The organism is Halorientalis pallida (assembly GCF_049605515.1).
Taxonomy (GTDB): Archaea; Halobacteriota; Halobacteria; order Halobacteriales; family Haloarculaceae; genus Halorientalis; species Halorientalis pallida_A.
This window is the reverse complement of sequence record NZ_CP187158.1, coordinates 3462416-3487133: the sequence shown is the minus strand read 5'-3', so window position 1 is coordinate 3487133 and position 24718 is coordinate 3462416. Positions and strand designations below refer to the sequence as shown.

Here is a 24718-nt window from a genome sequence, read left to right as displayed (position 1 = left end):
GAGCGACCGCGAGCGATCCCGACCTATCGACGCGGAACCTGACCGGTGACCGGACGGACATCAGAGCTTCTTCGCCTGTTTGGCCTGCTCGCTCCGGCGACGCGCCTGATCGAGGCGGTTGCTCGTGGCGCGTGACAGGGGCCCCGGAATCGAGTCGCTCGCGGCGTCCAGTCGGGTCGAGACGCGCTCCAGCCGTTCGATCACCGTCTCGATGCGCTGGTCGGCCTGCCCACGGTCCCCGGCCTCTGCGGCCGCCGCTGCACGCTGTGCGGCCTCGGCGACCGCGTCCAGGGCGTTCGCCAGGCCCGTGACGGCGTTTTGCTGGCCGCCACCGCCGCGTCCGCGCTCCGCGTCGTCACTGTCGTCCTCGATAGCCCGCACTTCGTCGCGGGTCTCGGCCGCCACGTCCGCGAGATAGGTCGCGAGCGATGCCTTTCCGGTTCGGGGGGCGTCCAGACGAACTCGTGGCTCACCGCCGGGGTCGACGCGGAACGCACCGATCTCGTCGTCGCTATCCCGGACTTCGGTCGTGTACGCCCCGCCCTCGTGGACGTAGACGGCGTCCGGGCCGGCGAGCGGTGCGTCGTAGAGGCGGCCCGCGAAGTCGTCCTCGACCGCGAGGGCCCGCAGGTCGCTGTCGGCCTCGGTCGGATCGACTTCCAGTTTCACGGCGTTCTCGCGGGCGACGACGGGGATCTCACCCTCGACGCCTGCCGGCGTCACCTCGGCGTCGGATTCGACGGTCACGGTCTCGGAGTGTGGGGCGACGCCCGCGCCGTTGATCGTCAACTCGTGGTCGCCCGCGGGGACGTTCTGGACGACGGCGACGCCGTCGAACGTCGGGACGGCCCGGGGCTCGCTCCGGAACAGGGCGAACAGTTCGAGCGACGAGGAGACCGTCGTCAGCCCCTCGCCCTCGGGCGCGTCGTCGTCGGCGACGGCGCTGGTCACGCCGGCGACGACCTGGCTGACGGGAGCGGGGTCGCCGATGGCGTCGTAGCGGTCGGCCAGCGCCTGTCGGTGGTCGGGTTCGCTGATGTCGGAGGCAGGGGCCTCGTAGCGCGGATCGTCCCACGGGACGCCAGCGGTGGTGATGTGGCTGGCGATGGCGTCCTCGGCGAACTCCGGGACGGAGAACTCGAAACTCAGCTGTGGCCCGGTGAAGTCCGCGATGTGTTCGAGGTCGGCGGTGGGCTGTAGTTCGTAGGTCACGTCGGCGTCGCCGCTGTCGCTGCCCGCGTAGTCGAAGCGCCGGCCGGACCGTCGTTCGGGGAGATCGGGCGGCGACTGGAGTGCGCCGAACGAGCGCACGGTCAACTCGTCCGGGACGAGGTCGCCGGCGTCGACGGCGGGCAGGCGGTCGTCCTCGTACACCGGCCGCCCGTCGAGTTCGGGGACGGCGTAGGGGAGCGCGAGGCCTTCGTCCCGCGGGAGGCCGTAGGCCAGCGGGATGGCCGCGACGGCGTCGACGCCGTCGATCACGCTGTTGGTGATATCGGCCGCGCTGCCGTCCAGCGGGAGGCGCTGGAACCCGTCGGGGTCGTCGTTGACCGAGAGGCCACTGGAGTGTGACCCGAGTTCCGAGAGGATGCGCGGTCTGGTGCGCTCGGGGTCGAGAAACTCGTTGTTCGGGACCGACCGGGAGTGGGAGCTCGCGACGTGGAGCTGTGGCTCGTCGGTGTCGGTGTCGACGAACACCTGCAGGAGTTCCCAGTCGTGCCAGTGGAAGTTCGTCGTGAACTGGTCGAACACCGAGTAGAACCAGAACTGGACGACCGCCAGCGGCGAGGCGTCGTACTCGATTACGTTGTAGAAACAGGTCGGGGCCGGCGGGTCCGCGGCCCCGCCGCGCTCGACGTAGCCGTCGAGGGCGTCGAATCCGTCGACGACGGTGGCCCCGTCGCGTTCGTGCTCGAACAGTCGCGGATCGGTCGGGAACCACCGCTCGTGTTCGTCGAAGTACAGCGTCGGTGCGAACCGTTCGGCCAGTGCCTGCGCCCGGTCGTCGTCGACGGACGAGGTCTCGCCGTCCTCGCCGTCCTCGAACAGCGAACAGCCGGCCATCGAGGCCACTGCGCCGCTGGCCACGCCCGCGAGGACTCGCCGTCGGTCGACCGGCCACGACGAATCGTCGGCCATCGCTCACGCACTCCGGGCCACGGTGGCTGGGTCCGGGGTCTCGACCCCGCCGCCCGGTTCGATGTGGTCTCGCATTACGATGTGCCTACCAGCGGACGACGGGGCATATCGCTTGTGGCCAGCGAGGTCGGCTGGTCGATCAGACCGCGTCGTCGGGGTCGTGCCGGTCGGCCATCCGCGCGGCTTCCGACGCGTAGCGGTCCCGCTCCTCGGGGTCGTCGACGGGTTCCAGGCGGTCGGCGGGGACGGTGATCGCCGCGGTCACCTCCGGGCCCGGCGTGGACCCGAAACGGTTGAACGCCCGCTCTTTCTGGAGATACCGCGAGCCGTCCGGCGTCGCGTAGATCACGACGAGGATGTGTGGCGAGTCCGCCGAGAACGTCCGTTCGACCATCCAGACCCGTTCGGTCGGTGTGTCCGCGTCGGTCGCGTCGTCGCCCTCGGCGCGAGTGTCGTCGATGCTCATACCGGTCCGTCGGCGACGGGCGACCTTGTACACCGACGAGGGTTCCCAGCAGGTGAAAACGGACCGAGGGGAGTCGGGCCGGGGCTCAGGCGTCGGTCGGCGCGTCGGGCGCGCGGAAGACGCGGACGGTGTCGCGCTCGCCCCGATCCGCGTCGATCTGTTCGAAGCCCAGGTCGGTGAATACGCGATGCCAGTCGCGGTAGTACAGGGGGAAGTCGTCGTGGACGTAGTTCACGTCGGCGTCGTCGTCCCCTCCCTCGTTCTCGACGGTGACGAGGAGCGAACCGGTAATCCGGGCGAGTTCGGCGAACACCCAGTCGGCGTCCGGGTGGATGTGCTGGAGCGTCTCGACGGAGAAGACGGCGTCGAAGCGGTCGTCCGGAAACTCCGTGAGCACGTCCTCGATGGCGTCACAGTAGAAGGTGCCCTCGGCCGCGAGGTCGGGGTAGGTGTCGTCCATCGTCTCGAAGGCCTCGGCGTTGATCTCGATGCCCGAGAGGGTCTCGAACCCGTGGTCCTGAAGGTGTGCGAGGTGTCGGCCGGAGCTACAGCCCAGTTCCAGCACGCGGGCGTCGCGGTCGAGGTGGTCCTCGAAGATGGCGCGAATCGTCTCGCTGGTCTCGTCCGGGCCGTAGTAGGCGTAGTACTCCGGGGAGTACTCGCCCGAGCGGTCTGCCCACTGTCGGCGAACCTCGTGAGAATCCACACGTAGCAACGACGGCGCACACGTATAGCCTCGTCGGAGTCGGGAGCGGCCGGGGCCGCGGGCGACCGCGATAGATGAGTCTCGGCGGTGCGCGTCCAGATACGGGATGGTAGAAATCTACTGGATGTGGCCTTCAGCACGGAGCTGATCGGCGTCCTGACTGTCGTAGCGCCACTCGATGTTGGCCTTCTCGTCCTGCCAGTCCCAGGGTTCGACGAGGACCACGTCGCCCTCGTTGATCCAGGTCCGGTATTTCATGCGGCCGGGGATCCGGCCCATCCGGTTTTCGCCGTCTTCACACTGCACGCGGACGTGGTTCCCACCGTTGTGTTCTGTCACGACCGCGAACAGCTCGTCGTCGTTGGGCATGCGGAGATTCCGTCGCCCTGTTTCTTCGCTCACAACTTAAGTACGAACCGAGTACATTAAAGTGGTCCGGAAGATGCGATAGCGTGTACCACGGCCGGTTCGAGCGACGGAACACGCCGCTCAGGGCCTACGCGGGCCGGAACGAACGACTCACCCGCTCGGTGACGCCCGTGTACGCCTCGGGGCACGGGTCGCCACCCGAGACGGTGGCTTTCGCTTCGAGTTCGTAGGCCCCGTCCGGGCCGGCGACGCCGAACAGCCTGATCTCGCCGCCGTCGTACCGGAGGACCGCCACCGTGCGTTCGCTCCCGTCGTAACCGACGGTTCCGCCGTCCACGTAGCGATCTTCCTGCAGATAGCGCGCGCCCCGATCCGCGTCGCCGCCGTAGGGACCCCGCTGGGCCACCGTCAGCAGGGAGTGGTACCCGTCGGTATCCGGCCCCGGATAGCCCACACTGAGGACCGTCCCCGCTTCGCTCTCGTCCGCGTAGTCGACGGTCCCGCCCATCGGGTAGGCGAAAGTCGCGACCGCGACCGGCCCGGTGTAGCGCTCGTCGGTGTCGCCGAAGACACTCCCGCAACTTCCGGCGAGGCTCGTGCCGGCGTCGGCCCCGTCGGTCCCGCCCGGGAGGTCACCCCCGGACCCGTCGCTCGTCGGGGTTCCGCCGGCCGCGCCCCCGTCGGCAGTGTCGGCGCTCGTACACCCGGCCAGCGCCCCGACGGCGAGCCCGGCCAGCACGTGGCGACGCGTGAGCCGGGGGCCGCTCGATTGGTCCATGCCTCCCAGAGAGCGCGAGCCGAGATAAGACTATCTCGCAGGGAGCCCAGGTGCCGTCCGCGTCACTCCGCCGAGGCCTCCTCGCCGTAGTGGGCGTCGTACCTGTCCAGCGTCGACCGCCGCTGTTCCCGCGCGGCCTCGGTCATCATGTCCGGCGTCCACTGCATCCCGTCGTCCGTGTCGACGGTGACCGACTCGACACCCGCCATCGGCTCGACCCGGGATTCGATCTCCTCGATGAAGTAGGGGACCATGTGGCAGGCCGGTGTCGTCAGCCGGAAGGCGACCAGAACCTCGCCGTCGGCTACCTCGACGGCCTCGACCAGGCCCATCTCGACCACGTCGAGGTTCGAGCCGGTCGCGGCGGTACAGGGGTCGACGATCTCACGAAGCGCCTCGCGGACGCGGGCCTCGGTCGTCACGCCACCACCTCGAACGGCGTCGTCGAGTAGGGCTCTTCGAGCGGGCCAGTGTACTCGTCGCCGCCAATCGACGCCTGCAGTTCGTCCACGTCGAACCCGTGGGCCTCCGCGAGGTTCGCGCCGACCATCTTGCGTTTGTCCGCCTCGGTGATGGTGAACTTGCCGTCGCGGGAGTCCATCTCCGGGAAGTCGAGGTTCCAGAACGATTCCAGCAGGAGTCGCGGGTGGTACTGGGGCGTCCCACAGCCCCACATGATCTTGTCGGTGGCCTCCTTCCCGCCGGCCCACAGCAGGTTCTCCATGGTCTCGACGAAGGCGTCGGGGCGGGTGGCGGCGTCGGCCGCCGTGATCTCGAGGTTGACGTAGACGTTGTCGTGTTCGGCGATCCGGTAACCGGTCTCCTCGGCGAGGATGAACCCGCCGTGGACGATCTCGAAGTTGAGGTCCGGGAAGCTCTCGGCGGCCTCCGTCACGTCCTCGACGCGGTAGGGATCGAGCGGGACGTTCCCGAACGGGACGGCCTTGTGGACCGCGATCACGTCCAGTCCGAGGTCGGCGGCCCGCTCCCACAGCGGGAACGCCTGCTCGGGGTCGTCCATCTGGAACCCGTGGTGGCCGTCGTCGCTCCAGTAGGAGGGGTAGACCTTCACGCCGTGGGCCCCGAACCGCTCGACCTGCCGTTCGAGTTCGTCACCGGGATCGTCCATGCCGATGATGTCGACGCTGGCGAGCGGGGCGCTCCGGTCGGGATGCTCGTCGACGAACCGCTCGCCTTTCTCCAGCGCGGTCAGGCCGTCCTCGAAGATGGTGATCGACTGGGGGTGAAAGACGGTGAAGTCCACCTGACTCTCCCGAAAGAGCATGTTCGCGGTGACCTGCGGGTCCCAGTCGGTCAGGAACGACTCCTCGGTCCGCTGGTAGCCCTCCGGCATCGCCTTCTCCTGGCCGGTCATCAGGTCGACCACGGGCTGAGCGTACCGCTCGATGGCGTAGTTCGACGGGTGCAGGTTGTACGCGTGTGAGACCGCGTCGGCGACGAACACGTCGTCCAGGGATGTCATGCCCGAAGCTAACACAGCTATTCCCGTTAAGCCCTCCCCGCGAAGCCTGAGGGCTACTATAACGGGCGGATGGGAACTGTCGATCCGCACGAATTTCCCGGTCGATCTGACGGATCGGACACCTCTCACCGCAGAACCAACCATATGTGTCTATTCGTTCACCGTGATAGTTGTTGTCGCGCTATTCGTATAGAAAATAGTCGATTTAGAAAACAGATGCGGAACCCTTAACCGTGTACCCGGTGTTCGTTTAGTTGCAATGGCAAACGGTAAGGTTGATTTCTTCAACGACACAGGCGGTTACGGCTTTATTGACACAGAGGACGCGGACGAGGACGTTTTCTTCCACATGGAGGACGTTGGCGGCGAGGACCTCACCGAGGGGACCGAGATCGAGTTCGACATCGAGCAGGCCGAGAAGGGCCCGCGCGCGTCGAACGTCGTTCGGACGTAACTCGTTTCGTACTGTCGCCACACGGCGACACATCGCTTTTCCACTTTCTTTCGACGCTTCGGTTCGAGCCGCGGCTACGGTTCTCGCCCACCGAATCAGAATTCCGCCAGCTTCGAACCAAAGTATATACCCGTGAAAACTATCGTGTCGATGTATGCAGACGAGACGGAAACTACTCGGGGGTATCGCGGGGGCGTCGGCGCTACTGGCGGGGTGTCAGGGGGCACCGCGCTCGTCGACCGGAACACGGACTGACGGCGCGTCGACGGCGGGACCCGACGGCACCGCCACGCCGGAGTCGGCCGGGACCGCGAGCGAACCGGCGCTCGAACCCGGCGTCGGCGGCGTGGGAACCGATCTCGCGCGGTGGATTCCGGCCCAGTCGATCCCGGCGTACATCTCGCGCATTCCCGAACCCCGGACGGGTCCGTACTACGTCACGGCCATCGACGTGCCAGCCATCCTCGCCTACGAGGACACGCTCGGGACGCCAGCAGGGGACCAGAGTATCTTCGATCCGGCGACCAGCGAGGGACAGACGGGCGTGGATCTGACCGAGAGCCTGTATGTCAAAGCGGGGCCGATGGACGCGCCGTATCTGTTCGTCTTCGACGGGGGGGTCGAACCGTCGGCCCGCGTCGACGCGGTGACGGCGAACCCGAACCTCGCCGAGAGCGGTACCGTCGACGGGTACACCGTCGTCGCCGCCGAGAACGCCGGAGCCTACGCGGTCGGCGACGCGACCCAGGTGGCCGCCGCCAACGTCACCAACGGCGCGACGGTGGTGCGGTCGGCGGTCCAGCCCGACACGCCGAAGTACGCCGACGAGAGCGACACGTTCGCCGCGTTGCTCGACGCGCTCGGGAGCGGCCAGGCCGTCGGCGGCATCCTCCAACCGGACGAGGACGTGGCGGGCCTGCGAGCCTACGGGCGGGCCTACACCTACGGCGCGGCGACGACGACGCTCCGGTACGCGTCGGTGTTCGACCCCGAGACGGCGTCGGTGGGCGCGGTCGAGTCGTTCACCGAGTCCCAGTTCGACGGGTCGCCTCAGGTCCGGCGCGGCGAGGGCGTCGTGGTCGCCGAGCGGGCGATTCCGACGGGCGAGGCGGGGTATCCGACCCACACGGAACTCTAGACGCCGGCGCCGGCGAACGGACTCGCCCGGTCCTGTTCGGCCCGCGGGAGCGAGACCACGAACACGGAGCCCCGTGGCTGGTTGTCCTCGATGTGGATCGACCCGCCGTAGTGGTCGATCATCGTCCGGACGAAAAACAGGCCGAACCCGCCGCCGGTGGAGCTGTGTCCCTGCTCGAACACCGCCTCTTTCTCCTCGTCGGGGACACCGGGCCCGTTGTCGCGGACACGGACCACGACCGATTCGGCACCGGCGCGGACGGCGATGTGGATGCGTCGGTCGTCGGCGTCGTTGTGCTGGACGGCGTTCGAGAGGAGGTTGCCGAAGACCGCGGGGAGCATGTCGTCGGCCTGGACCACCACGTCGTCGGGCACGTCGGCGGTCACGGTGAGCGCGTCGTAGGTCGACTGGACGGTCGCGATCTCCTCGCGAAGCACCGCCGAGAGATCGACCGGTTCGGGCGTCACGTCGGCGTTCGCCGCCAGCGCGTTGACGGTCGCACGCGCCCGCTGTGAGAGGTTGATGACGCTCTCGGTCTGGTTGAGGATGGCGTCCAGCGACTCCTGGTGTCGCCCGTCGAGTTGCTGATCGAGGTGTTCGGCGCGCGCCCGGACGACGGTCATGCTGTTGAGTACGTCGTGCCGGAGGATCGAGTGCATGAACTCCAGTTGCTGGCCGACCTGCCGGGCCTGCTGGGCGTCGCGTCGGGCCTTGACGTAGAGGAGGCCGATCAGGTAGCCGGCGACCGCGCCGGCGTGGGCGCTGGCGAGCAACTGGAGCGTCGGCCCGCCGAGGCGCAACCCGACCGAGGGACGCACGAAGACGGTGAAGTACATCACGAGGTAGACGAACCCGATGCCGGCCAGCGAGGCGGCCGCGACCTGCCAGCGCTGGCGGGGCGTGTACGGCGTCCCCTGGAGGTAGATCGCACCGTAGACGATGACGGCCGACAACCACGCACCCAGCAGGACCGCCGCGACCTGTGGCCACCCGAACCCGAACTGCCGGAGTTCCCGGAAGAAGTTGAGCAGGGTGATCAGAAACAGGGCGATGCCGATGCCACCGACGACCGCGGGGCCGCCCCGCGGCGTCGACGTTACGACCCGCTCGACACGCTCCCGAACGGCGCCGGTCACGCGGCTGACGGCGCCGGAATCGGAGTCGGACATCCCCCCGCTGTCCCCAGACCGATCCGCGACGACCACACGGCAAGGTCAGTGTATCATCACGTATAAGATATGCTACTCGGACAGGTATCGCGGCGACTACTCCGCCGGGTCGAAGTCCAGCGCGGCGGAATTGATGCAGTAGCGTTTGCCCGTCGGCTCCGGTCCGTCTTCGAACACGTGGCCGAGGTGGCCCTCGCAGGTGGCACAGATCACTTCCGTCCGGCGCATCCCGTGGCTCGTGTCCAGTCGCGTCTCGACGTTGTCTTTCGCCGCGTCGTAGAAGCTCGGCCAGCCCGAGCCCGACTCGAACTTCGTGTCAGAATCGAACAGTTCCGTGCCACACCCCGCACAGACGTAGGTGCCGTCGGCCTTCTGGTCGACGTACTCGCCGCTGAACTTGGGTTCCGTCCCGGCCTCCCGGAGGATGCGGTACTCGTCGTCGTCGAGGACCTCGCGCCACTCCGCGTCGCTGTCGGGCAGGTCACGCTCGGTGTCCTGTGACATACCCGTCCGTACGGGCCGGACGTTCATACCGGTTCCCCCACGCCGGACCGACGCGTCGCTGGTCGGGCTGGGCGCGAAAAAACGAGGTCGGTTTACGGGCGTTAGATGTGGCCTTCGTCTTCGAGGCCTTCCATGATGTCGTCGACGAGAGTCTCGACGTCGTCGTAGGGGAAGTCCCCGCCGCCGCCCTTCTGGTTGAGCTCCATTGCCGTGAAGCTCACGTCACCGGACTCGAACGTGGTGGACGGACCGTTCGGCAGTGCCGGAACGAGGTCCATCGGGCTGTTGACCGGGTAATCTGCACCTTCGAAGCCGTCGATCAGCTGCTGTCGCAGGTCATCTTTGTCGACCATACACAGGGCGTCGTTATCCTCCTTACTAAAATTGGTGGTTCTTTCGTGAAGAAATGGCTCCTCACGGGCTAACAGTGTAAACTCTTACTTCGTTGTGTGAAGTTGTGCCACACGCGATTCGGTGGTCGGATCGGGGGCGTGATTCAAGTGCGAGCCCGGAGAACCGCGTCGATATGTACGACCGGATACTGGTCCCGACCGACGGCAGCAGCGGAACCGACGAGACGCTCGATCACGCGCTCCACATCGCGGCCGACAACGACGCGACGGTCCACGCGCTGTACGTCGTCGACCGCCGGCTGTTCCTCGCGGCCGACGAGGACACCCAGGACGACGTGATCGCCACGCTGGAACAGGAGGGGGAGGCCGCGCTGGACGCCGCCGAGACCGCCGGCGCGAACGCCGGCGTCGAGGTCGTCGGCGAACGCCGGGAGGGGATTCCCCACACCGAGATCATGAGCTACGCCGAGGAGATGGCAGCCGACCTGCTCGTGATGGGGACCCACGGCCGCACCGGTCGGGACCGGCTGGCCTCGCTGGGCAGCGTCACCGAGCGCGTCGTCGAGAACGTCGGCCGGCCGACGCTCGTGGTCGACATCGGCGACGGCGAGGACTGAGCCCGTCAGCTCAGCGGCACGAAGTAGGTCACGACGGCCGGCGACCCGTCGTCGGCTTCGAAGATCACTTCGAGGACGAACATATCGCCGGTCCGAACGCCGTCCTGGGTCGTCGAGTACCCGGCGAAATCGAAGTAGTACGTTTGCTCGTCACCGCTGGTTCCGTCGCGGGCGAAGTCGTCGAGCGCGGCCTGCTGGAAGTCCGAGCCGACGGTCAGCGTCGTCCCGCTCGCGCCGCGGGTGTCGGAGACGACGTAACTGGTGGGGCCGCCGTCGCCCTGTGCGGCGTAGACGCTGACGCGCAGTTTCTCGACGGTCCAGCCGGTCCCCGCGTTCCGGTTGGTGATCGTCACCGCCGCGTCACAGCCGTTGCTCCGGGCGTTACACCCGCCGTTCCCGGCGGCCTCGGCACCCGTGAGCTGGAGGTTGATCCCCGGATTGACCGGGTTCCCGCCGGGTGATCCGGTCTGGCCCGTCCCGTCCACGTCGAAGACGGTGACCGAGAACTTCGCGACGCGGGCCGGATCGGTCGGCGTCGCCGCGCCGTCACCGATCCACACGTCGACCACCACGTCTTCCAGCGGCGAGTCGATACCGCCAGCGGTGTATTCGAGCGCGACGCGGCCCTCGTCGTCGGTCCGGCCGTCGTCGACGGCCAGGACCGTCCCGCCGCCCTGCACGACCTCCGCGCTCACCGTCTCGTTGCTGACGGGGTTGTTGTAGGCGTCGCGTACCTCGGCGACGATCTGGGAACTGCCGTCCTCGGGCACCGTCGACCCGTCGCCCGCCACGGTCGTGATGTACTGCACGTCGGTCGACCGGTCGAAGCCGGTCCCGACCCCGACCGCGGCGATCCGCAGGTCGTAGACCACGCCCTCGGCGAGCGTGATCTGCACGGTCGACGGCGACGCCCGCTCGATGCGCGTGACGTGTCCCCCGTTTGCCGCCAGTTCTTCCTCGAGGATTACCCGCCAGGCGTCCGGTCCGAGTCGGGTCGGCACCGTGATCGTGACCGGTGATCCGGGTGCCGCGTTCGCGACGCTGACCGTCCGGGTCGGGGCGCTGATCGGCGTGACGCCGACCGAGACCGAGTTCGAACTCGACGTGGCGAGCGTCCCCTGGAGGGCCACCAGCGACACGTCCCGACCGCTGACGAGGGCTCCCCGTTCCTGGATCACCGAGCGGTTCCCTGTGAAGTTGCCGTAGAGGACGCCGTTCTCGTAGATCGTCGTCGGCGCGCCGCCGTACTCGTTGTAGTCGGGCCGGTAGGCCAGGCCGCCGGACTCGAACGAGAGGGCGCTCCCGTCCACGTAGTCACCGGTTTCGCCGGTCGCCAGCGCGTTCCGTACCTCGACGGTCCCGGTCGCCGTGCGTTCGATGGTGCCGGACGCTCGCGGGGGATTGAACAGGAACAGTCGCGTCGGGTAGCCGGTCCCGGTCTCGACGCTGACGACGCCCTCGCGGCCGGTCGACGCGGCGAGCAGGATCGCCTCCTGCAGTTCCTGGAGGTCGCCCTGCACGCGCTGGTTGTGCTCGAACTCGACCTGCTGGTTGGCCGCTGGCACGGCGTTGACCTGCACGAGGACGAGCAGCAAGACGAGCAGGGCGAACATGAGCAACGCGCCGACGACTTCCGAGACCCCGCGGCGGTCGGTCCGGAGGCGGGGGCGGGTCGCGCCGCTCGTACTCGATTGCTGTCCGTCGGTGGTGGTTCTCTGGGTGGTCATAGGAGTGCGAAGGTGATGAGGGTGAGTGCGATCAGGACGATGGCGTACTTGAGGCCGCTCAGGACGCTGTCGCGGGAGAGTTTCCCGGCGATCAGGCCGACGCCGACGGCCTGGATGAGCGCCGAGTGGAAGAACAGCGCCCGGTAGGCCTCGACGGGCAGGTTCTCCATGCTCACCGGGGTACCCGTCACCCCCTCGGTGGCGGGCACCGGCGGCGCGTCGGCGATGGGTTGCAGGTAGCTGGTGTCCAGCAGGACGATCACGAGCATGTACACCAGGAAGCCGACGACGACGACCGTGGTGTACGCAGAGAGATCCTGTCGGCGACGACGCTCGATCTTGAACCGCTCGCGTGCGTCGTCGGCGGCGACCGCGAGGACGCGGGCCACGTCGCTGGACGAGCGGGTCCCCTCGGCGACGAGTTTCAGCGTCCGCGAGAGCGCCGGCGCGCGGACCCGGTTGGCCAGCCCGAGCAGCGCAGACCGGGTGTCGAAGTGCCAGCGGATGTCGTTGCGGACCATCCGGAGTTCGGTCGCCAGCGGTCCCCGCGACCACTGCCCGACCATCGCCAGCGCGTCCGTGAACTCGATCCCCATCCGGTTCGCACTGGAGAGGACGTTCAACGTGTCCGGGAACCGCCGCGCGAAGTCGGTCTCCCGCCGCGTCTTCGACTCGTGGAAGATCGACAGGGGGATCGCCACGATCAACAGCGGCACGACGACCAGCAGCGTCGTCGTCGTGACCGGCTCGGTGAGGAGCGCATCGCGGCTCGGATCGACGACGCCGGCCGCGAGCGACACACCGACGACCACCAGCGCCAGCGGGACCGTGAACAGGAGCGACCACAGCGGGCTCCGGCGGACGAACCCGAACGGGTCCGCCAGTCGCTGGCCGAACTCCTGTCGCCGGCGCGTGCGGCGGTACTGCTCGGTCAGGACCGCCTGGCGGTCGGCCGACGACAGCGTCGACTGGTCGGGCGTCGACCGGCTCAGGACGCCGAGCCAGTCGAGCAGGTCCGCGAACGCGTCGCGAACGACGGTGACCGTGAGCCGCCCGAAGCGGTCGCCGACGAGTCCCGTTTCGGCCTCGAACTCGGTCCGGGGGACCCGGTACGGCGTCGAGAGGGTGTCGATCAACACCAGGAACCCGATCATCCCCAGCGGGAGGATGGCGTAGATCAACAGCGTGAGCTGGCCGAGCGTCGCCCCGCCCAGCAGGCTGATGACGAGCAGGATGACGACGAGGAACAGCGGCGCGGCGACGAAGCCGACGACGAAGACCTCCGAGAGCAACTCCAGCGTCGAGACGAAGTTCCCCTGCTGTTCGCGGGCGTCTTCGAGGTACGTGTCCGTCTCGTCCTGGAAGAACGCGGTCACGTCGCCACCGGCGTCGAGTACCGCGAGCAGGTCGTCGAAGAAGCCTTCGAGGTTGTCACTGGGCGTGAGGTTCCGGGCGTTCCGGATCGCCGTGTAGAGGTCGTTCCCGAACAGGTCCACGTCGCGGACGGTCATGTCGAACTCGTTTGCCACCTCGCCGTAGCTGTCCTCGGCGTCGGCGAGTGCGCGCATCGTCTCCAGCAGGCTCATCCCACCGTGAGAGAGCGCGTAGAGGAACGTGATCGCGTGTGGAAGCGTGACGTCGATGTTCCGGCGCCGGTTGGCGGCGACGTAGCGGGGGTACGTTGCCCGCGCGTACCAGACCGCACCGGCCGAGACCACGGCGAGGACGAGCGTCGCAGTGACACCGAACGCGAGGGATCGGTTGCGGCCGACGAACTGCACGAGTCCGCCGTCGAACGCGAGCGGATTCCGGATGCCGGCGATCACGCCCAGGTTCGACAGCAACAGCGTCAGGAAGACGCCGAACAGTCCACCGGCCACAGCCGTCAGGATCGCGTAGTAGGCGGTCCGTTCCAGATACACGTCGTAGCCGACGCCGAACCGGGCCTGGTTGAGCGCGCGCTGGAGGTCGCGGTACTGTGCCGGGCGTTGCTTGAAGTACGCCCGGACGAGCCCGAACTCCGCGCGGATGCGCTCGCTGTCGGCGGTGTTGCGCCGCCCGACGGGCGGGAACTGCCGGCTGTCTGCCTCGGTCGTCTCTGTCTGTACGGGGGTCGCTGGATCGCGCGTTTGCTCGACCATGATCAGTCGAGGAACCCGTCACTCACGCCGAGTTCGACCGGCGAGATCTCGTCGATGTCGGGGCCGGTCTCCAGCAGACTCCGGCGGTCGAGTTCGGCCGACTCGATCTCCGCGAGGATGCGGTCGGGGTTGCGCGAGTAGAGGTGAATCGCCCGGGCGACCTCGTCGTAGCTCGTGATGCCGTGTTCGACGAGGTACCCGAGGACGGTCTCCCGGTCGGCGAGTTCGCGCTGGAGCCGCTCGTCGGACCAGCCCCGATCCGCGGCGATCTCCGCGAGGACGCGGGACTCGCCGATCCGTTCGTGCGTGTCGCTGGCGGCGTCACGCCGGAAGATGGGCGACACGTCGACGGTCGCGTCGTCGGCACCCGGCTGGATCTCGGCGACGGTCCGGTTGCGACGCACCCGCTGGTCGTCGACGAACGCCTGTGACTGGATGGAGACGATGTCCAGGTCCTGAAGCATCTGGACGGGGACGTTCAGCGGCGGGTTCCGGAGGCGGCTCATCGCCGTCTCCACCGTGTCGGCGTGCAACGTCGTGTAGGCCGTGTGCCCGGTCGACATCGCCTGAAAGAAGGTCAGTGCGACGCGTTCTTCGGTCCGGATCTCCCCGACCAGCAGGTACTCCGGGCGCTGGCGCAACGCGGCCTGGAGCAACTCGAACATGGACACGTCGCCGCGTCCGTCTGCCGACGCGCCGCCGCGGGAGACGCTCTGAATCCAGTTCTCGTGGGGCAGGTCGATCTCGCGCGTGTCCTCGATGGAGACGACCTTGCTCCGGGGCGGAATGAAGAAGGACACGGCGTTCATACTGGAGGTCTTCCCCGACCCCGTGCCGCCGGCGAAGATCAGGCTCTTGTTGTTCTCGATGGCGAGCCAGAAGTAGGCCATCTGCTCGACCGAGAAGGTGTTCGAGGTGATCAGATCGACCGGGGTGTAGGGTACGTCGGCGAACTTCCGGATAGTGAAGTTCGAGCCGCGCGTGCTCACTTCGCCGCCCAGCGTCAACTGGACGCGCGAGCCGTTGGGCAGGCTGGCGTCGACCAGCGGGCTGGAGACGGTCATCTGCTTGCCCGAGCGCTGGGCCAGCCGGAAGGTGAAGGAATCCAGCCGTTCCCGGGAGAAACTGACGTTGGTCTTGAGGTCGCGGTAGTCGCGGTGGTAGACGAAGACGGGTACGTTCGTCCCGTCACAGGAGATGTCCTCGATGGCTGGATCGCGCATCATCGGGTCGATCGGCCCGTAGTGGAGGAAGTCCCTGAGGAGGTAGTAGCGGAGTTTGTGCAGGGAGCCGTCGTCGACGGTGGCCGCGTGGTCGAGGATCAGCGCGCGCGCCTCCTGCTGGAACAGGGCCTCGCGGTCCTGTTCGCCGTCGAAGTCACGGTACAGCAGGGTATCCCGGAGCAGGTCGACCAGATCCTGCTGGACGAACCGCTCGAACTCGTCGAGCGTGGGCTCGCTGACGTGATAGAGGTACTCGTTCTCCTCGGGGTCGTAGAGGATCGAGGCGTAGGCGAACGGTTTCTGGAGCCAGGTCCGCTCGACTTCCTCGTAGTGGTCGAGGTACTCGAAGTCGAAAAACCGGTCGACGACGAACGCCTCGTCGGCCGGGCCGGCGAAGTCGTCGTCGAGATCGGCGGTCCGGAAGTGTTCGACGACCTCCGCGACGATCTCGGTGACGGTCGTGTCCTCCCAGACCACGAGGTCGGTGCCCACGTCGTCGGCCGTGAGATCGACCCCATCGTGGCGGTCGACCGCCTCGGCGAGCGTCACGGTCTCCCGGTCGGCCACCCCCGCGCCGACGCCCCATCCGTTCTCGGACGGTGATGCCGCGTCGTCGGCGACCGATCCCCGGTCGCTCGACGCGTCGTTCTCGTATGTCGAATTTGTGTTATTACCGGCGCGCTCGTCGGTTAGATTATCGTCGGCCGTAACGTCGAATCGTTCGTTTCCACCCCCTGAATCGCCTGACTCTCGATCCATAGATTCTCCCGTGGTAAGAGTACGCAAGAGTACATAACAGTTCCCTAAAATGTAGCGAAGCTGTCCCGACCCGGGAGTGTCCGGTGTGCGTGACCGTCACTCGATGGTGTTCCGGAGGGTGCCGATGCCCTCGTAGCGGATCTCGATCTCGTCGCCGGGTTCGACGAGGCCGGGGTTGGCGGGTGAGCCGAAGGAAATCACGTCGCCCGGGCGGAAGGTGTACCGCTCGCTGAGGAAGGCGACGGTCTCGCGGGGCTTGTTGAACATGTTCTCGGTGTTGTCGTGCTGGCGGCGCTCGCCGTTGATCGTGGTCTCCATCTCCTTGCCCACGGGTTCGTAGTCGGTCTCGATCCACGGGCCCAGCGGGCCGGAGCCGTCGAAGGCCTTCCGGGCGGTCCGGCGTTCCTGATCGAGCGCGTCCATGTCGTTGAGAATCGTGTACCCACGGAGCACGTCGTCGACCTCGTCCTCGTCGATGTCGTGACACGGTTCGTCGATCACGGCCGCGAGTTCGCCCGCGTAGGTCAGTTCCTCGGTCCACTCGGGGTAGGGGATGGGCTGTTCGGGCGGGTGGAGGCTGTGGGGTGGCTTGATGAACCAGTCCGGCACGTCGGGGATGTCGTAGTCCATCTGATCGACCTTCTCGCCGAAGTTCCGTCCCACGCAGAACAGCGCGTCGGGATCACAGGGGGCGAGCAGGGTCGCCTCGTCGCCGATCTCGTATGTCGCGTCGTCGGTCTCGATCTCGCCGTCGACGTATTCGCCTTCGACCACACCGTCGGGGGTGTCAGCGCGTGCGAGTTTCATCGGCCGAGGATTTTCCGCCCGCGCATTTACCGCTCCCGGTCTCGGCCGATGGGTCGCCGCCGCGAATTTATACGATGCGACCGAGTGTCACACCATGGCAGACAGTCGCCAGTACGCGTTCGAGGGGGAGGAACCGGCAATCGACGAGACAGCTCGTGTCAGCCGCGAGGCGACGGTCGTCGGGGACGTGACGGTCGCGGCCGACGCCAGCGTCTGGCCCGGCGTGATCCTGCGTGGCGACGTGGGACCGGTTCGGGTCGGCGCGCAGTCCCACGTCGGCGACAACGCCGTGCTCCACGCCTCGACGGTCGGCGACCACGTGATGGTCGGTCACGGGGCAGTGCTGAACGACACGGCCGTCGAGGACGGCGCACTGGTTGGGTTCAACTCCACGGTGACGGAGTCGGTCATCGGCGAGGGGAGCATCGTCGCCTCGGGGACCGTGGTTCCCGAGGGGTACGAGGTCCCGGCCCAGTCGTTCGTCCGCGGGATGCCCGCGTCGGTCACACCGCTCTCGGAGACGACCATCGACCCCGACGCCGTCTTCGAGGCGTACAGCTCCGGCGACTACACGAACCTGGCCAAGCGCCACGAGGACCTGTTCGGGTAGACCAGCCTGCCGTCCCGTGATCGACCGGTAGCGGCCCTCGGGAGACGAACTCGGCCACAGGTTTTTGTGCGCAACTCCGATATGTGGTGACATCGCATGAAGGCCGGTCGGGTCGTGCTGTACGTCGGCACCGACAGTGCCCGGGCGTCGTCGTTGCGGGGGGAGAGTGGCGACGCCACGACCGTCGAGCGCGTCGAGACGCTGACGGACGCGACCGACCGCCTCGGCGACGTGGTCTGTGTCGTCAGCGAGGCGGAGCTGGCCGACGGGACGGGCGTCGATCTCTGCCGGACCGTCGGGCGGCAGTTCGACGACATCGCGTTCGTCCTCGTGCCCGAATCGGGCAGCGACGATCTGGCCCGGGAAGCGGTCTCGGCCGGCGTGGACGAGTACGTGCCGGCCGGGACGATCACCGACGCCGCCGATCTCTGGGAGCGTGTCCTCGCGGCAATCGAGACGATCAGCACCGAACGGCGGCGCTACCGGAAGCTGGTCGAACAGGCGACCGACGCCACCGCGATCATCGATCCCGACGCGACGATCCGGTACATCAGCCCCAGCATCGAGCGGATTCTGGGATACGCGCCCTCGGAACTGGTCGGCCGGCGCGGCACCGAACTCGTCCACCCCGAGGACTGCGACGACGTGCTCGACACACTCGCGAGGAGTCTGGCGAACCCCGACGAGACCGTCGACGCGACCTATCGGGCCGAACACGCCGACGGCGGGTGGCGCTGGGTCGAGAGCAGGGGCCAGAGCTTCATCGACGACCCCGCGGTCGGCGGGACGGTCATCAGCATCCGGGACGTAACCGAGCGCGAGGAGCGCGAGCGGGACCTCCGGATGTACGAGACCATCGTCGAGGCCGTCGACGACCTGGTGTTCGCGCTCGACGAGGACGGCCGGTTCGCGTTCGCCAACGAGGCACACGAGTCTCGGACCGGATTCGCGTCCGAGGAGTTGATCGGCGAGAATCCGGCCGACATGTTGCCCGAGGCGGCCATACGCCGGGCCCGAGAGACCGTCGCGGATCTGCGTTCCGACCCCGATCGGGACAGTACGATCTTCGAGATGGACCTCCCGGGTCGGGACGGTGAGACGATCCCGTGTGAGGTCCACATCGCCGTGCTGACCGACGACGACGGGGCGTTCCGCGGGACCGCGGGGATCGTCCGGGACATCTCCGACCGGAAAGAACAGGAACAGCTCTACTCGACGCTGTTGACCGAGGCCAACGACGGCATCGCGATCACACGGAAGGGCCGCCTCCAGTTCGTGAACGAACAGATGGCGACGCTGGTCGGCGGCACCCGCGCCGAGATCGAGGGGACCGACGTGTTCGACCTGATCGCCCCGGAAGACCACGCCATCGTTCGGCGCAACTACCAGCGCCGCCTCGACCAGGAGAGCGAGACCAGCCGCTACGAGATCGAACTGGAGACACTCGACGGCGAGCGGGTGCCCGTGGAGGTCAGCACGACGTTCGTCCAGTATCAGGGCGAGCGGGGTGAGATGGCCATCATTCGGGCCATCGGCGACCGCAAGGAGCGCGAGCGAGAACTGGAACTGTACGAGGAGATGCTCAACGCGGTCCCCGACAGCGTCTACGCCGTCGACGAGGACGGGCGGTTCGTCGCGCTCAACGACACGGCCTGCGAGGTGGTCGGCCTGCCGGAAGACGAACTCGTCGGCACACACGTCTCGATCTGCATGGACGAGCGCGACATCGAGCGCGGCCAGGACCTCATCCGTGACCTGCTCACCGGCGAACGGGAGAAGGGGATCTACGAGATGGACCTCGAACCGGTCGACGGCGAGGCGATTCCCGGGGAGAACCACGTCGCCCTGTTGACCGACGACGACGGCGAGTTCCGGGGCTCGGTCGGCGTCCTCCGTGACGTGTCCGACCGCCAGGAACGGGAGCGCCGGCTGACCGTCCTCAACCGGGCGCTCCGGCACGACCTGCGCAACAGCATGCACGTCATCATGGCCAACGCCGAACTCGTCGCGCGGGGCGTCTCGGACCCAGAGATACAGGGGAAACTCGACACCATCGTCGACCGGGCCGAACAGATCAACAGCCTGAGCGAGAAGGCCCGCGAGATCGAGCAGACGCTCGCCAACCACGAGCAGACGCGCAAGCCCATCGACCTCGGTGAGTTGCTGGCGACGCAGGTCGAGCGGTTCCGCGAGCAGTACCCCGACGCGACCATCGAGACTGACCTGCCCGCCCACGCCTGGGTCGAGGCGACGCCGTTGATCGACACGGCCGTCGAGAACCTCATCGAGAACAGCATCGAACACACCGACGAGGCCCGAATCCAGGTGTCGCTGTCGACCACCGGAGACTCGGTCACCGTGACCGTCGCCGACGACGGCCCGGGCATCCCCGAGAAGGAGCGACGCATCGTCGGGAAAGGGAGCGAGACGCCGCTGGATCACGCCAGCGGCCTCGGTCTGTGGCTGGTCACCTGGATCACCCGCGACTCCGGCGGCGAGGTCGTCTTCGAGGCCCCCGAGGACGGCGGCAGCATCGTGCGTCTCGTCCTCGACAGCGCGCGCCCGCCCGTCGACGGCGAACGCGGCCGGGCCGGTGCCGGTGAATTCTAGACGGAGTCGGCACGGCTCCCGAAGGGAGTTCGGAGAACACCTTTCCGGAGTGCCCGCCTGCACACACCTATGCACGGAACACGTCGACGGTTTCTGGCGGGGAGTACAGCAGTCGCCGGAACGCTCGTCGCCGGCTGTCTCGGCGGCGGGTCGGGGGACGAAAACGGCGAGAACGGCGGCCAGACACTCGACTCGCACCCGGCCGCACAGGGGCTGGACAGTCAGCCTCACCTCGGTCCGGCACCGGGCGAGGCCACGGGCACCATCGTCGCCTTCGAGGACCCGTCCTGCCCACGGTGTCAGACCTTCGAGGAGCAGACGGTCCCGAAGATTCGCTCGGAACTGGTCGACCCCGGCGACGCGACGTTCGTCTTCCGGGGCTACCCCATCATCTACGAGTGGGGCAAGCCGGCCACGCGGGCGCTGGAGGCGACCTACGCCCGGAGCGCGGACGCCCACTGGGCGCTCGTCGACCACTACTTCGCCGAGCAGGACGGCTTCCGGAGCGCGGGTCGGGACGCCGTGCTGGATCGAACCCGTGAGTTCCTGTCGGCACAGACGAGCGTAGACGCCGACGCGGTCGTGACGGCCGTCGAGAACGGCGACGCCGAGAGTGCGGTCCAGACCGACCTCGACGCCGGCGAGGCGGTGGGAGCCAGCGCCACGCCCGCCGTCTACCTCTTTCGGGACGGCCAGTACCGAACGTCGTACTCGGGGAGCGTCGGGTTCGACGCCGTGCGGTCGACCCTGGGGCTATGAGCGTCACCAGCCGACTCCCCCGCCTCCCAACCCGGGCGCGGGACTGGCGGTTGATGGGACGGACCGCGCGGCTCGTCCTGTCCGGGCCGCTGTACGCCGCCGTGGCCATTCTCGCGGCGTTGGCGGGGTTGACGCTGTTCGTCCTCACGCAGAACCTCGAACCGGCGCTGTTCGCGCTGACGGGCGACCTGCCACTGTCCGCCCGAGTGACCATCCTGCAGGGGCTGTACCCGTTTCTCGGGTCGATATACTCGCTCCCGACAGCGGTCGTCCTCGTGGTACTGGCGGCGCTGATCGGCGTCGACGTGGCGATGGTGACCTACCACCTGCGCGAACACGGCCTGTCTGTGCAGGAGAGCGGGAGCGGTGCCCTCGGGCTGATCCTCGGGACGCTCGGGGCCGGCTGTGCGGCCTGCGGGACCGCCCTGCTGGCGGGCCTGCTCTCCCTGTTCGGCGCGACCGGGCTGGTGACGCTGTTGCCGCTGGAGGGGCTGGAGGTCTCGCTCCTGGCGCTGGTCGTCGTGATCCTCTCGATCTACTGGCTGGCCGACGGGATGCGTGGTGGGGAGATCAATGGGTGTCCTGTTGATCTCTGAGAGACGGGGCTCGAAAGACGCGCAGCGGCCACGTACTTAAAAAGGAAGCCGCCGTAGGGAGAGGCGAGCGCGGTATGACAGTCGACGACGACGCCTTCGCCATCCCGAGTCGGCCGGAGCGGCGCTACCCGCGGGGTGGCGGCGTCGAGTACGAGGGCGGCACGACGTTTTCGCTCGCGCCGGTGCCCGAGCGCGAGGACGCGTGGCTCCGGGGGGTCGTCGAGACCGTCCTCGACGGCGAGGGGTACACCTACGGCGACTGGTTCGACCTGCCGATGCCGCTGTATCTGGTCCACGACGAGGCGACCGGCGACGTGTTCCGGGTGAGCGTCCGGAACTCGCGGGTCCGGTTACACGTCCTGCCCGCCACGGAGTCGGGCGGGCTCCGGCAGTTCTTCGACCGGCTCCGGGACAGCGCCGACGGCGTCGAGTGGGACGTGAGCCGACGGGTCGAGGGCGAGAAGTAAGTCCGACCAACTGCGGACACGTAACCGACTTATCACCGGGTATCCATTGCCCGACCATGACTGTCTCCCGTGAAGTCGAGTTGCAGGGACACATCATCGACTCGGGGATGATGCAGACCTGTTTCGGCATCATCATGGACATGGGCGGGTCCTTCGAGGTCGAGGAGTTCGACATCGGCCGCCACAAGGACGAACGCTCCTACGCGAAACTGCTCGTCAGCGCCGAGGACGAGGCGCAACTCCAGTCCATCGTCCACGAACTCCACCAGAACGGGGCCAATCCGGCCGACCCCGACGACGCCCACCTCGAACCCGCTCCGGCCGATCAGGTCGTCCCCAAGGGCTTCTACTCGACGACCAACCACCCCACAGAGATCCGGTACGACGGCGAGTGGATCGAAGTCGAGGACATCGAGATGGACTGTGCCGTCGTGGTGGAAGATGGGGAGGCGCGGAGCGCCTCCGAACAGTCGAGCGGCGAGGGAAGCGAGCCGCGAGACGGCGACGACCCTTACGCCTACACCAAGGTCCTCAACGCCGTCGAGGAGGGAGACCTGATCGTCACCGGCGAGGCCGGCATCCGCGTCAGCCCGCCCGAGCGCCCCCGCGGCTCGGAGGGTGCCTTCGGGTTCATGCAGGGCGGCGTCTCCTCCGAACGGCCGTCGGAGACGACCATCGCCAACATCGCCGAGGCCATCGAGGAGACCAAAAGCGAGGGCGGGAAGGTGCTGGCGGTCTGTGGCCCCGCGCTGATCCACTCCGGCGCACGGGAGGACCTCGCCCGCCTGGTCCGGGAAGGGTACATCGACATGATCTCGGCGGGCAACGGGTTCGCCGTCCACGACATCGAGCGGGACCTCTACGGCACCTCGCTGGGGATGGACACCGAGAGTCTCGACCACCCGCGGAAGGGCCACAAACACCACATCTACACGATCTCCGAGGTGATCCGCGAGGGCGGCATCGAGGCGGCCGTCGAGAGCGGCACCATCGAGTCCGGCGTGATGTACGAGTGCGTCGACAACGACCGCCCCTTCGTGCTGGCGGGGTCGATCCGCGACGACGGCCCCCTGCCGGACACGATTACCGACGCCGTGGAAGCCCAGAACGCCATCCGCGAGCAGGCCCACGAGGCCGACATGGTGCTGATGCTCTCGACCCTGCTCCACTCCGTCGCCGTCGGGAACTGCCTGCCCTCGACGACCCGGGTCGTCTGTGTCGACATCAACCCCGCCACCGTGACGCAGTTGCTCGACCGCGGGAGCGCACAGGCCGTCGGGATGGTCACCGACATCGGCACGTTCGTGCCGATTCTCGCGGAGAAGATCATGGACGACTAAATTTTTACGTCGTCGGGTGCCGCGCAGGGCTCGGCACCTCTCCTCGCAAAAATTTAGTATAAAACTCTCTCGGCGCTCGGCTTCGCCTCGCGCCGAGTGAACCGCGCTCCCTCCGGTCGCGCGGATGCTGGAGAAGCGACGCCCGCCTTTTTAGGCCATCCACGTAGTACGCGGACTATGACGACACTCGAAGACGAAGTGGTGATCGTGACCGGTGCGAGCCGCGGCCTCGGCGCGTCGATGGCGAAACGGTTCGCTCGCGAGGGCGCGGCCGTCACGGTGACCGCACGGAGCGAGTCGGAGCTGGAGGCAGTCGCCGACGAGGCCGCCGATGCCGAGGGCGAACTACTCGTTGCCCCGGCCGACGTGACCGACGAGAGCGCGGTCCGCGCCGTCGTGGAGGCGACGGTCGCGGAACACGGGTCGGTCACCGGGCTGGTAAACAACGCCGGCATCGGCCTGCTGAACATGTACGGCGAGGGCAGCGTCCTCCACGAGGTCGACACCGCGGACTTCCGGCAGATCGTGGACGTGAACGTCACCGGCGTCTTCCTGTTCTCGAAGTACGCCGTCCCGGAACTGATCGAGGCCGGTCGCGGGAACGTCCTCAACGTCTCGTCGGGCCTCGGTCGCCGTGGATCGGCACGGTGGGGCCCGTACGTCGCCTCGAAGTGGGCGCTGGAGGGGATGACCCGGACGCAGGCCCAGGAACTCGACGACCACGGGATCAACGTCAACGCGCTTGATCCGGGCGGGCGCGTCGAGACCGGCTTCTGGGACCACCTGCCCGAGAGCGAACGGGACGAGATTCTCGACCCGGACGTGATGAACGACGCCGCGACGACCCTGCTCGCACAGGGACCGGACGGCATCACCGGCGAGTCGATGCCGGTCCAGGAGTGGGAAGACCGGCTCTGATACCGGTTCGGGGTGCCGGCACCCACACTTATTCCGGGCCCCCGCGTCGTCTGGACTATGGGAAACGCGGACACACAGTCCCCGGACGCGGGGACGGCGGAGCAGGCCGGGGCGGTCGACGGGTGGTCGTCGGGGAACTGGCTCCTGATCGGTGCGCTCACGCTGTTGACGCTCGTCGGGATCGCGCTCTCGGCGGGCCTGGTCCCGGTCGAGGGGTGGCTCACGGCCACCGGGCCGGTGATCGTCCCGCCGTACGTCTACCTCTACGCGTCGCTAGGGGCGCTCGGGTACGTGTTCACCAAGCTGATGACGAACGTCGAGGCCTACGACGAGTACGACGAGATCGAAGAACTCGCCGAGATGGCCCTGCGCATCCCGGCGGCGTGGGTGCTGGCGGCGGGCGTCTACCTGCTGTTCGTTGCCGGGACCGCCTTCACCAGTGGCGGGTCGGGCCAGCAGTACGCGGCCGGACTCTCCTTTCTGGTCGGCCTGTACGTCAACGTCGCGGTGAAGTCACTGGGCAGTCTCGCGGACCGACTGCTGGGTCGGCGCTCGACCGACTCCTGATCGGCCCGGCCGACGCCC

25 protein-coding genes are annotated in these 24718 nt (G+C 67.8%); 11 read left to right on the top strand and 14 right to left on the bottom strand.

Annotated features, from left to right (window positions below; all coding sequences use genetic code 11):
• Nucleotides 1–60: 60 nt before the first annotated feature.
• The 7 genes from ACOZ4N_RS19590 to ACOZ4N_RS19560 all read right to left on the bottom strand — a co-directional run bounded on the left by ACOZ4N_RS19590 (nucleotide 61) and on the right by ACOZ4N_RS19560 (nucleotide 5941).
• On the bottom strand, nucleotides 61–2139 hold the full coding sequence (locus tag ACOZ4N_RS19590) for a hypothetical protein (RefSeq protein ID WP_424018048.1): 2079 nt from the start codon (nucleotides 2137–2139) through the stop codon (nucleotides 61–63).
• A 139-nt stretch (nucleotides 2140–2278) separates the two neighbouring features.
• Complete coding sequence (locus ACOZ4N_RS19585; RefSeq protein WP_424018047.1) at nucleotides 2279–2605, bottom strand: hypothetical protein; 327 nt, start codon at nucleotides 2603–2605, stop codon at nucleotides 2279–2281.
• Nucleotides 2606–2690: 85 nt separating this feature from the next.
• Complete coding sequence (locus tag ACOZ4N_RS19580) at nucleotides 2691–3311, bottom strand: class I SAM-dependent methyltransferase (RefSeq protein ID WP_424018046.1); 621 nt, start codon at nucleotides 3309–3311, stop codon at nucleotides 2691–2693.
• Nucleotides 3312–3428: 117 nt separating this feature from the next.
• The gene (locus tag ACOZ4N_RS19575) at nucleotides 3429–3713 is read right to left on the bottom strand and encodes a translation initiation factor eIF-1A (protein ID WP_092656660.1); all 285 of its coding nucleotides are present in this window, start codon (nucleotides 3711–3713) and stop codon (nucleotides 3429–3431) included.
• Between the two features lie 94 nt (nucleotides 3714–3807).
• Nucleotides 3808–4458 (bottom strand): hypothetical protein, encoded by a 651-nt coding sequence (locus tag ACOZ4N_RS19570; RefSeq protein ID WP_424018044.1) that lies wholly within the window; start codon nucleotides 4456–4458, stop codon nucleotides 3808–3810.
• A gap of 62 nt (nucleotides 4459–4520) precedes the next feature.
• Complete coding sequence (locus ACOZ4N_RS19565) at nucleotides 4521–4880, bottom strand: metal-sulfur cluster assembly factor (protein ID WP_424018043.1); 360 nt, start codon at nucleotides 4878–4880, stop codon at nucleotides 4521–4523.
• A complete protein-coding gene (locus ACOZ4N_RS19560) occupies nucleotides 4877–5941 on the bottom strand; it encodes an amidohydrolase family protein (protein ID WP_424018042.1) in 1065 nt (354 codons plus the stop codon). The genes ACOZ4N_RS19565 and ACOZ4N_RS19560 overlap by 4 nt, the downstream gene beginning before the upstream one ends.
• A gap of 259 nt (nucleotides 5942–6200) precedes the next feature.
• On the opposite strand from ACOZ4N_RS19560, the gene ACOZ4N_RS19555 reads away from it, so the two are divergent.
• Both ACOZ4N_RS19555 and ACOZ4N_RS19550 read left to right on the top strand, forming a co-directional pair.
• The gene (locus ACOZ4N_RS19555) at nucleotides 6201–6395 is read left to right on the top strand and encodes a cold-shock protein (RefSeq protein ID WP_077207119.1); all 195 of its coding nucleotides are present in this window, start codon (nucleotides 6201–6203) and stop codon (nucleotides 6393–6395) included.
• A gap of 154 nt (nucleotides 6396–6549) precedes the next feature.
• Complete coding sequence (locus tag ACOZ4N_RS19550) at nucleotides 6550–7533, top strand: hypothetical protein (protein WP_424018041.1); 984 nt, start codon at nucleotides 6550–6552, stop codon at nucleotides 7531–7533.
• Here ACOZ4N_RS19550 and ACOZ4N_RS19545 read toward each other — a convergent pair.
• The 3 genes from ACOZ4N_RS19545 to ACOZ4N_RS19535 all read right to left on the bottom strand — a co-directional run bounded on the left by ACOZ4N_RS19545 (nucleotide 7530) and on the right by ACOZ4N_RS19535 (nucleotide 9559).
• Nucleotides 7530–8702: an ATP-binding protein gene (locus ACOZ4N_RS19545; protein ID WP_424018040.1), complete on the bottom strand. Its 1173-nt coding sequence runs from the start codon at nucleotides 8700–8702 to the stop codon at nucleotides 7530–7532. The genes ACOZ4N_RS19550 and ACOZ4N_RS19545 overlap by 4 nt on opposite strands.
• Nucleotides 8703–8798: 96 nt before the next feature.
• The gene (gene msrB / locus ACOZ4N_RS19540; protein ID WP_424018039.1) at nucleotides 8799–9206 is read right to left on the bottom strand and encodes a peptide-methionine (R)-S-oxide reductase MsrB; all 408 of its coding nucleotides are present in this window, start codon (nucleotides 9204–9206) and stop codon (nucleotides 8799–8801) included.
• 101 nt (nucleotides 9207–9307) lie between these two features.
• Entirely contained in the window at nucleotides 9308–9559 is a 252-nt protein-coding gene (locus ACOZ4N_RS19535; protein WP_424018038.1) for an MTH865 family protein, read from the bottom strand.
• A gap of 173 nt (nucleotides 9560–9732) precedes the next feature.
• Here ACOZ4N_RS19535 and ACOZ4N_RS19530 point away from each other — a divergent pair, with 173 nt between their 5' ends.
• On the top strand, nucleotides 9733–10176 hold the full coding sequence (locus ACOZ4N_RS19530; RefSeq protein ID WP_424018037.1) for a universal stress protein: 444 nt from the start codon (nucleotides 9733–9735) through the stop codon (nucleotides 10174–10176).
• Nucleotides 10177–10181: 5 nt separating this feature from the next.
• Here ACOZ4N_RS19530 and ACOZ4N_RS19525 read toward each other — a convergent pair whose 3' ends face one another.
• The 4 genes from ACOZ4N_RS19525 to ACOZ4N_RS19510 form a co-directional block, all read right to left on the bottom strand.
• Nucleotides 10182–11903 carry an Ig-like domain-containing protein gene (locus ACOZ4N_RS19525; protein WP_424018036.1) on the bottom strand — a complete coding sequence of 574 codons (1722 nt, stop codon included), beginning with the start codon at nucleotides 11901–11903 and terminating at the stop codon, nucleotides 10182–10184.
• Nucleotides 11900–14044 (bottom strand): type II secretion system F family protein, encoded by a 2145-nt coding sequence (locus ACOZ4N_RS19520; RefSeq protein WP_424018034.1) that lies wholly within the window; start codon nucleotides 14042–14044, stop codon nucleotides 11900–11902. The genes ACOZ4N_RS19525 and ACOZ4N_RS19520 overlap by 4 nt, the downstream gene beginning before the upstream one ends.
• 2 nt (nucleotides 14045–14046) lie before the next feature.
• A complete protein-coding gene (locus ACOZ4N_RS19515; RefSeq protein WP_424018033.1) occupies nucleotides 14047–16026 on the bottom strand; it encodes a type II/IV secretion system ATPase subunit in 1980 nt (659 codons plus the stop codon).
• Between the two features lie 96 nt (nucleotides 16027–16122).
• The gene (locus ACOZ4N_RS19510; RefSeq protein WP_424018032.1) at nucleotides 16123–16833 is read right to left on the bottom strand and encodes a fumarylacetoacetate hydrolase family protein; all 711 of its coding nucleotides are present in this window, start codon (nucleotides 16831–16833) and stop codon (nucleotides 16123–16125) included.
• Nucleotides 16834–16927: 94 nt separating this feature from the next.
• Between ACOZ4N_RS19510 and ACOZ4N_RS19505 the strand changes: the two genes are divergently transcribed.
• The 8 genes from ACOZ4N_RS19505 to ACOZ4N_RS19470 all read left to right on the top strand — a co-directional run bounded on the left by ACOZ4N_RS19505 (nucleotide 16928) and on the right by ACOZ4N_RS19470 (nucleotide 24700).
• Complete coding sequence (locus ACOZ4N_RS19505) at nucleotides 16928–17443, top strand: gamma carbonic anhydrase family protein (protein ID WP_424018031.1); 516 nt, start codon at nucleotides 16928–16930, stop codon at nucleotides 17441–17443.
• Nucleotides 17444–17539: 96 nt separating this feature from the next.
• Nucleotides 17540–20053: a PAS domain S-box protein gene (locus tag ACOZ4N_RS19500; RefSeq protein WP_424018030.1), complete on the top strand. Its 2514-nt coding sequence runs from the start codon at nucleotides 17540–17542 to the stop codon at nucleotides 20051–20053.
• A gap of 69 nt (nucleotides 20054–20122) precedes the next feature.
• Nucleotides 20123–20812 (top strand): DsbA family protein, encoded by a 690-nt coding sequence (locus ACOZ4N_RS19495; protein WP_424018029.1) that lies wholly within the window; start codon nucleotides 20123–20125, stop codon nucleotides 20810–20812.
• Nucleotides 20809–21408, top strand: a complete 600-nt coding sequence (locus tag ACOZ4N_RS19490) for a hypothetical protein (RefSeq protein WP_424018028.1) — start codon at nucleotides 20809–20811, stop codon at nucleotides 21406–21408. The genes ACOZ4N_RS19495 and ACOZ4N_RS19490 overlap by 4 nt, the downstream gene beginning before the upstream one ends.
• 74 nt (nucleotides 21409–21482) lie before the next feature.
• The gene (locus ACOZ4N_RS19485) at nucleotides 21483–21875 is read left to right on the top strand and encodes a hypothetical protein (protein WP_424018027.1); all 393 of its coding nucleotides are present in this window, start codon (nucleotides 21483–21485) and stop codon (nucleotides 21873–21875) included.
• 56 nt (nucleotides 21876–21931) lie between these two features.
• Entirely contained in the window at nucleotides 21932–23215 is a 1284-nt protein-coding gene (locus ACOZ4N_RS19480; protein WP_424018026.1) for a TIGR00300 family protein, read from the top strand.
• 177 nt (nucleotides 23216–23392) lie between these two features.
• Entirely contained in the window at nucleotides 23393–24133 is a 741-nt protein-coding gene (locus tag ACOZ4N_RS19475) for an SDR family NAD(P)-dependent oxidoreductase (RefSeq protein WP_424018025.1), read from the top strand.
• Nucleotides 24134–24190: 57 nt separating this feature from the next.
• Nucleotides 24191–24700 carry a hypothetical protein gene (locus tag ACOZ4N_RS19470; protein WP_424018024.1) on the top strand — a complete coding sequence of 170 codons (510 nt, stop codon included), beginning with the start codon at nucleotides 24191–24193 and terminating at the stop codon, nucleotides 24698–24700.
• Nucleotides 24701–24718 lie beyond the last annotated feature (18 nt).

Excerpts from the sequence above, each read along its gene's own strand:
- ACOZ4N_RS19590 (WP_424018048.1), bottom strand. The coding sequence starts at position 2,139 with ATGGCCGACGATTCGTCGTGGCCGGTCGACCGACGGCGAGTCCTCGCG.
- ACOZ4N_RS19585 (WP_424018047.1), bottom strand. The coding sequence starts at position 2,605 with ATGAGCATCGACGACACTCGCGCCGAGGGCGACGACGCGACCGACGCG.
- ACOZ4N_RS19570 (WP_424018044.1), bottom strand. The coding sequence starts at position 4,458 with ATGGACCAATCGAGCGGCCCCCGGCTCACGCGTCGCCACGTGCTGGCC.
- ACOZ4N_RS19560 (WP_424018042.1), bottom strand. The coding sequence starts at position 5,941 with ATGACATCCCTGGACGACGTGTTCGTCGCCGACGCGGTCTCACACGCG.
- ACOZ4N_RS19555 (WP_077207119.1), top strand. The coding sequence starts at position 6,201 with ATGGCAAACGGTAAGGTTGATTTCTTCAACGACACAGGCGGTTACGGC.
- ACOZ4N_RS19550 (WP_424018041.1), top strand. The coding sequence starts at position 6,550 with ATGCAGACGAGACGGAAACTACTCGGGGGTATCGCGGGGGCGTCGGCG.
- ACOZ4N_RS19545 (WP_424018040.1), bottom strand. The coding sequence starts at position 8,702 with ATGTCCGACTCCGATTCCGGCGCCGTCAGCCGCGTGACCGGCGCCGTT.
- msrB (WP_424018039.1), bottom strand. The coding sequence starts at position 9,206 with ATGTCACAGGACACCGAGCGTGACCTGCCCGACAGCGACGCGGAGTGG.
- ACOZ4N_RS19535 (WP_424018038.1), bottom strand. The coding sequence starts at position 9,559 with ATGGTCGACAAAGATGACCTGCGACAGCAGCTGATCGACGGCTTCGAA.
- ACOZ4N_RS19530 (WP_424018037.1), top strand. The coding sequence starts at position 9,733 with ATGTACGACCGGATACTGGTCCCGACCGACGGCAGCAGCGGAACCGAC.
- ACOZ4N_RS19525 (WP_424018036.1), bottom strand. The coding sequence starts at position 11,903 with ATGACCACCCAGAGAACCACCACCGACGGACAGCAATCGAGTACGAGC.
- ACOZ4N_RS19520 (WP_424018034.1), bottom strand. The coding sequence starts at position 14,044 with ATGGTCGAGCAAACGCGCGATCCAGCGACCCCCGTACAGACAGAGACG.
- ACOZ4N_RS19515 (WP_424018033.1), bottom strand. The coding sequence starts at position 16,026 with ATGGATCGAGAGTCAGGCGATTCAGGGGGTGGAAACGAACGATTCGAC.
- ACOZ4N_RS19510 (WP_424018032.1), bottom strand. The coding sequence starts at position 16,833 with ATGAAACTCGCACGCGCTGACACCCCCGACGGTGTGGTCGAAGGCGAA.
- ACOZ4N_RS19505 (WP_424018031.1), top strand. The coding sequence starts at position 16,928 with ATGGCAGACAGTCGCCAGTACGCGTTCGAGGGGGAGGAACCGGCAATC.
- ACOZ4N_RS19500 (WP_424018030.1), top strand. The coding sequence starts at position 17,540 with ATGAAGGCCGGTCGGGTCGTGCTGTACGTCGGCACCGACAGTGCCCGG.
- ACOZ4N_RS19495 (WP_424018029.1), top strand. The coding sequence starts at position 20,123 with ATGCACGGAACACGTCGACGGTTTCTGGCGGGGAGTACAGCAGTCGCC.
- ACOZ4N_RS19490 (WP_424018028.1), top strand. The coding sequence starts at position 20,809 with ATGAGCGTCACCAGCCGACTCCCCCGCCTCCCAACCCGGGCGCGGGAC.
- ACOZ4N_RS19485 (WP_424018027.1), top strand. The coding sequence starts at position 21,483 with ATGACAGTCGACGACGACGCCTTCGCCATCCCGAGTCGGCCGGAGCGG.
- ACOZ4N_RS19480 (WP_424018026.1), top strand. The coding sequence starts at position 21,932 with ATGACTGTCTCCCGTGAAGTCGAGTTGCAGGGACACATCATCGACTCG.
- ACOZ4N_RS19475 (WP_424018025.1), top strand. The coding sequence starts at position 23,393 with ATGACGACACTCGAAGACGAAGTGGTGATCGTGACCGGTGCGAGCCGC.
- ACOZ4N_RS19470 (WP_424018024.1), top strand. The coding sequence starts at position 24,191 with ATGGGAAACGCGGACACACAGTCCCCGGACGCGGGGACGGCGGAGCAG.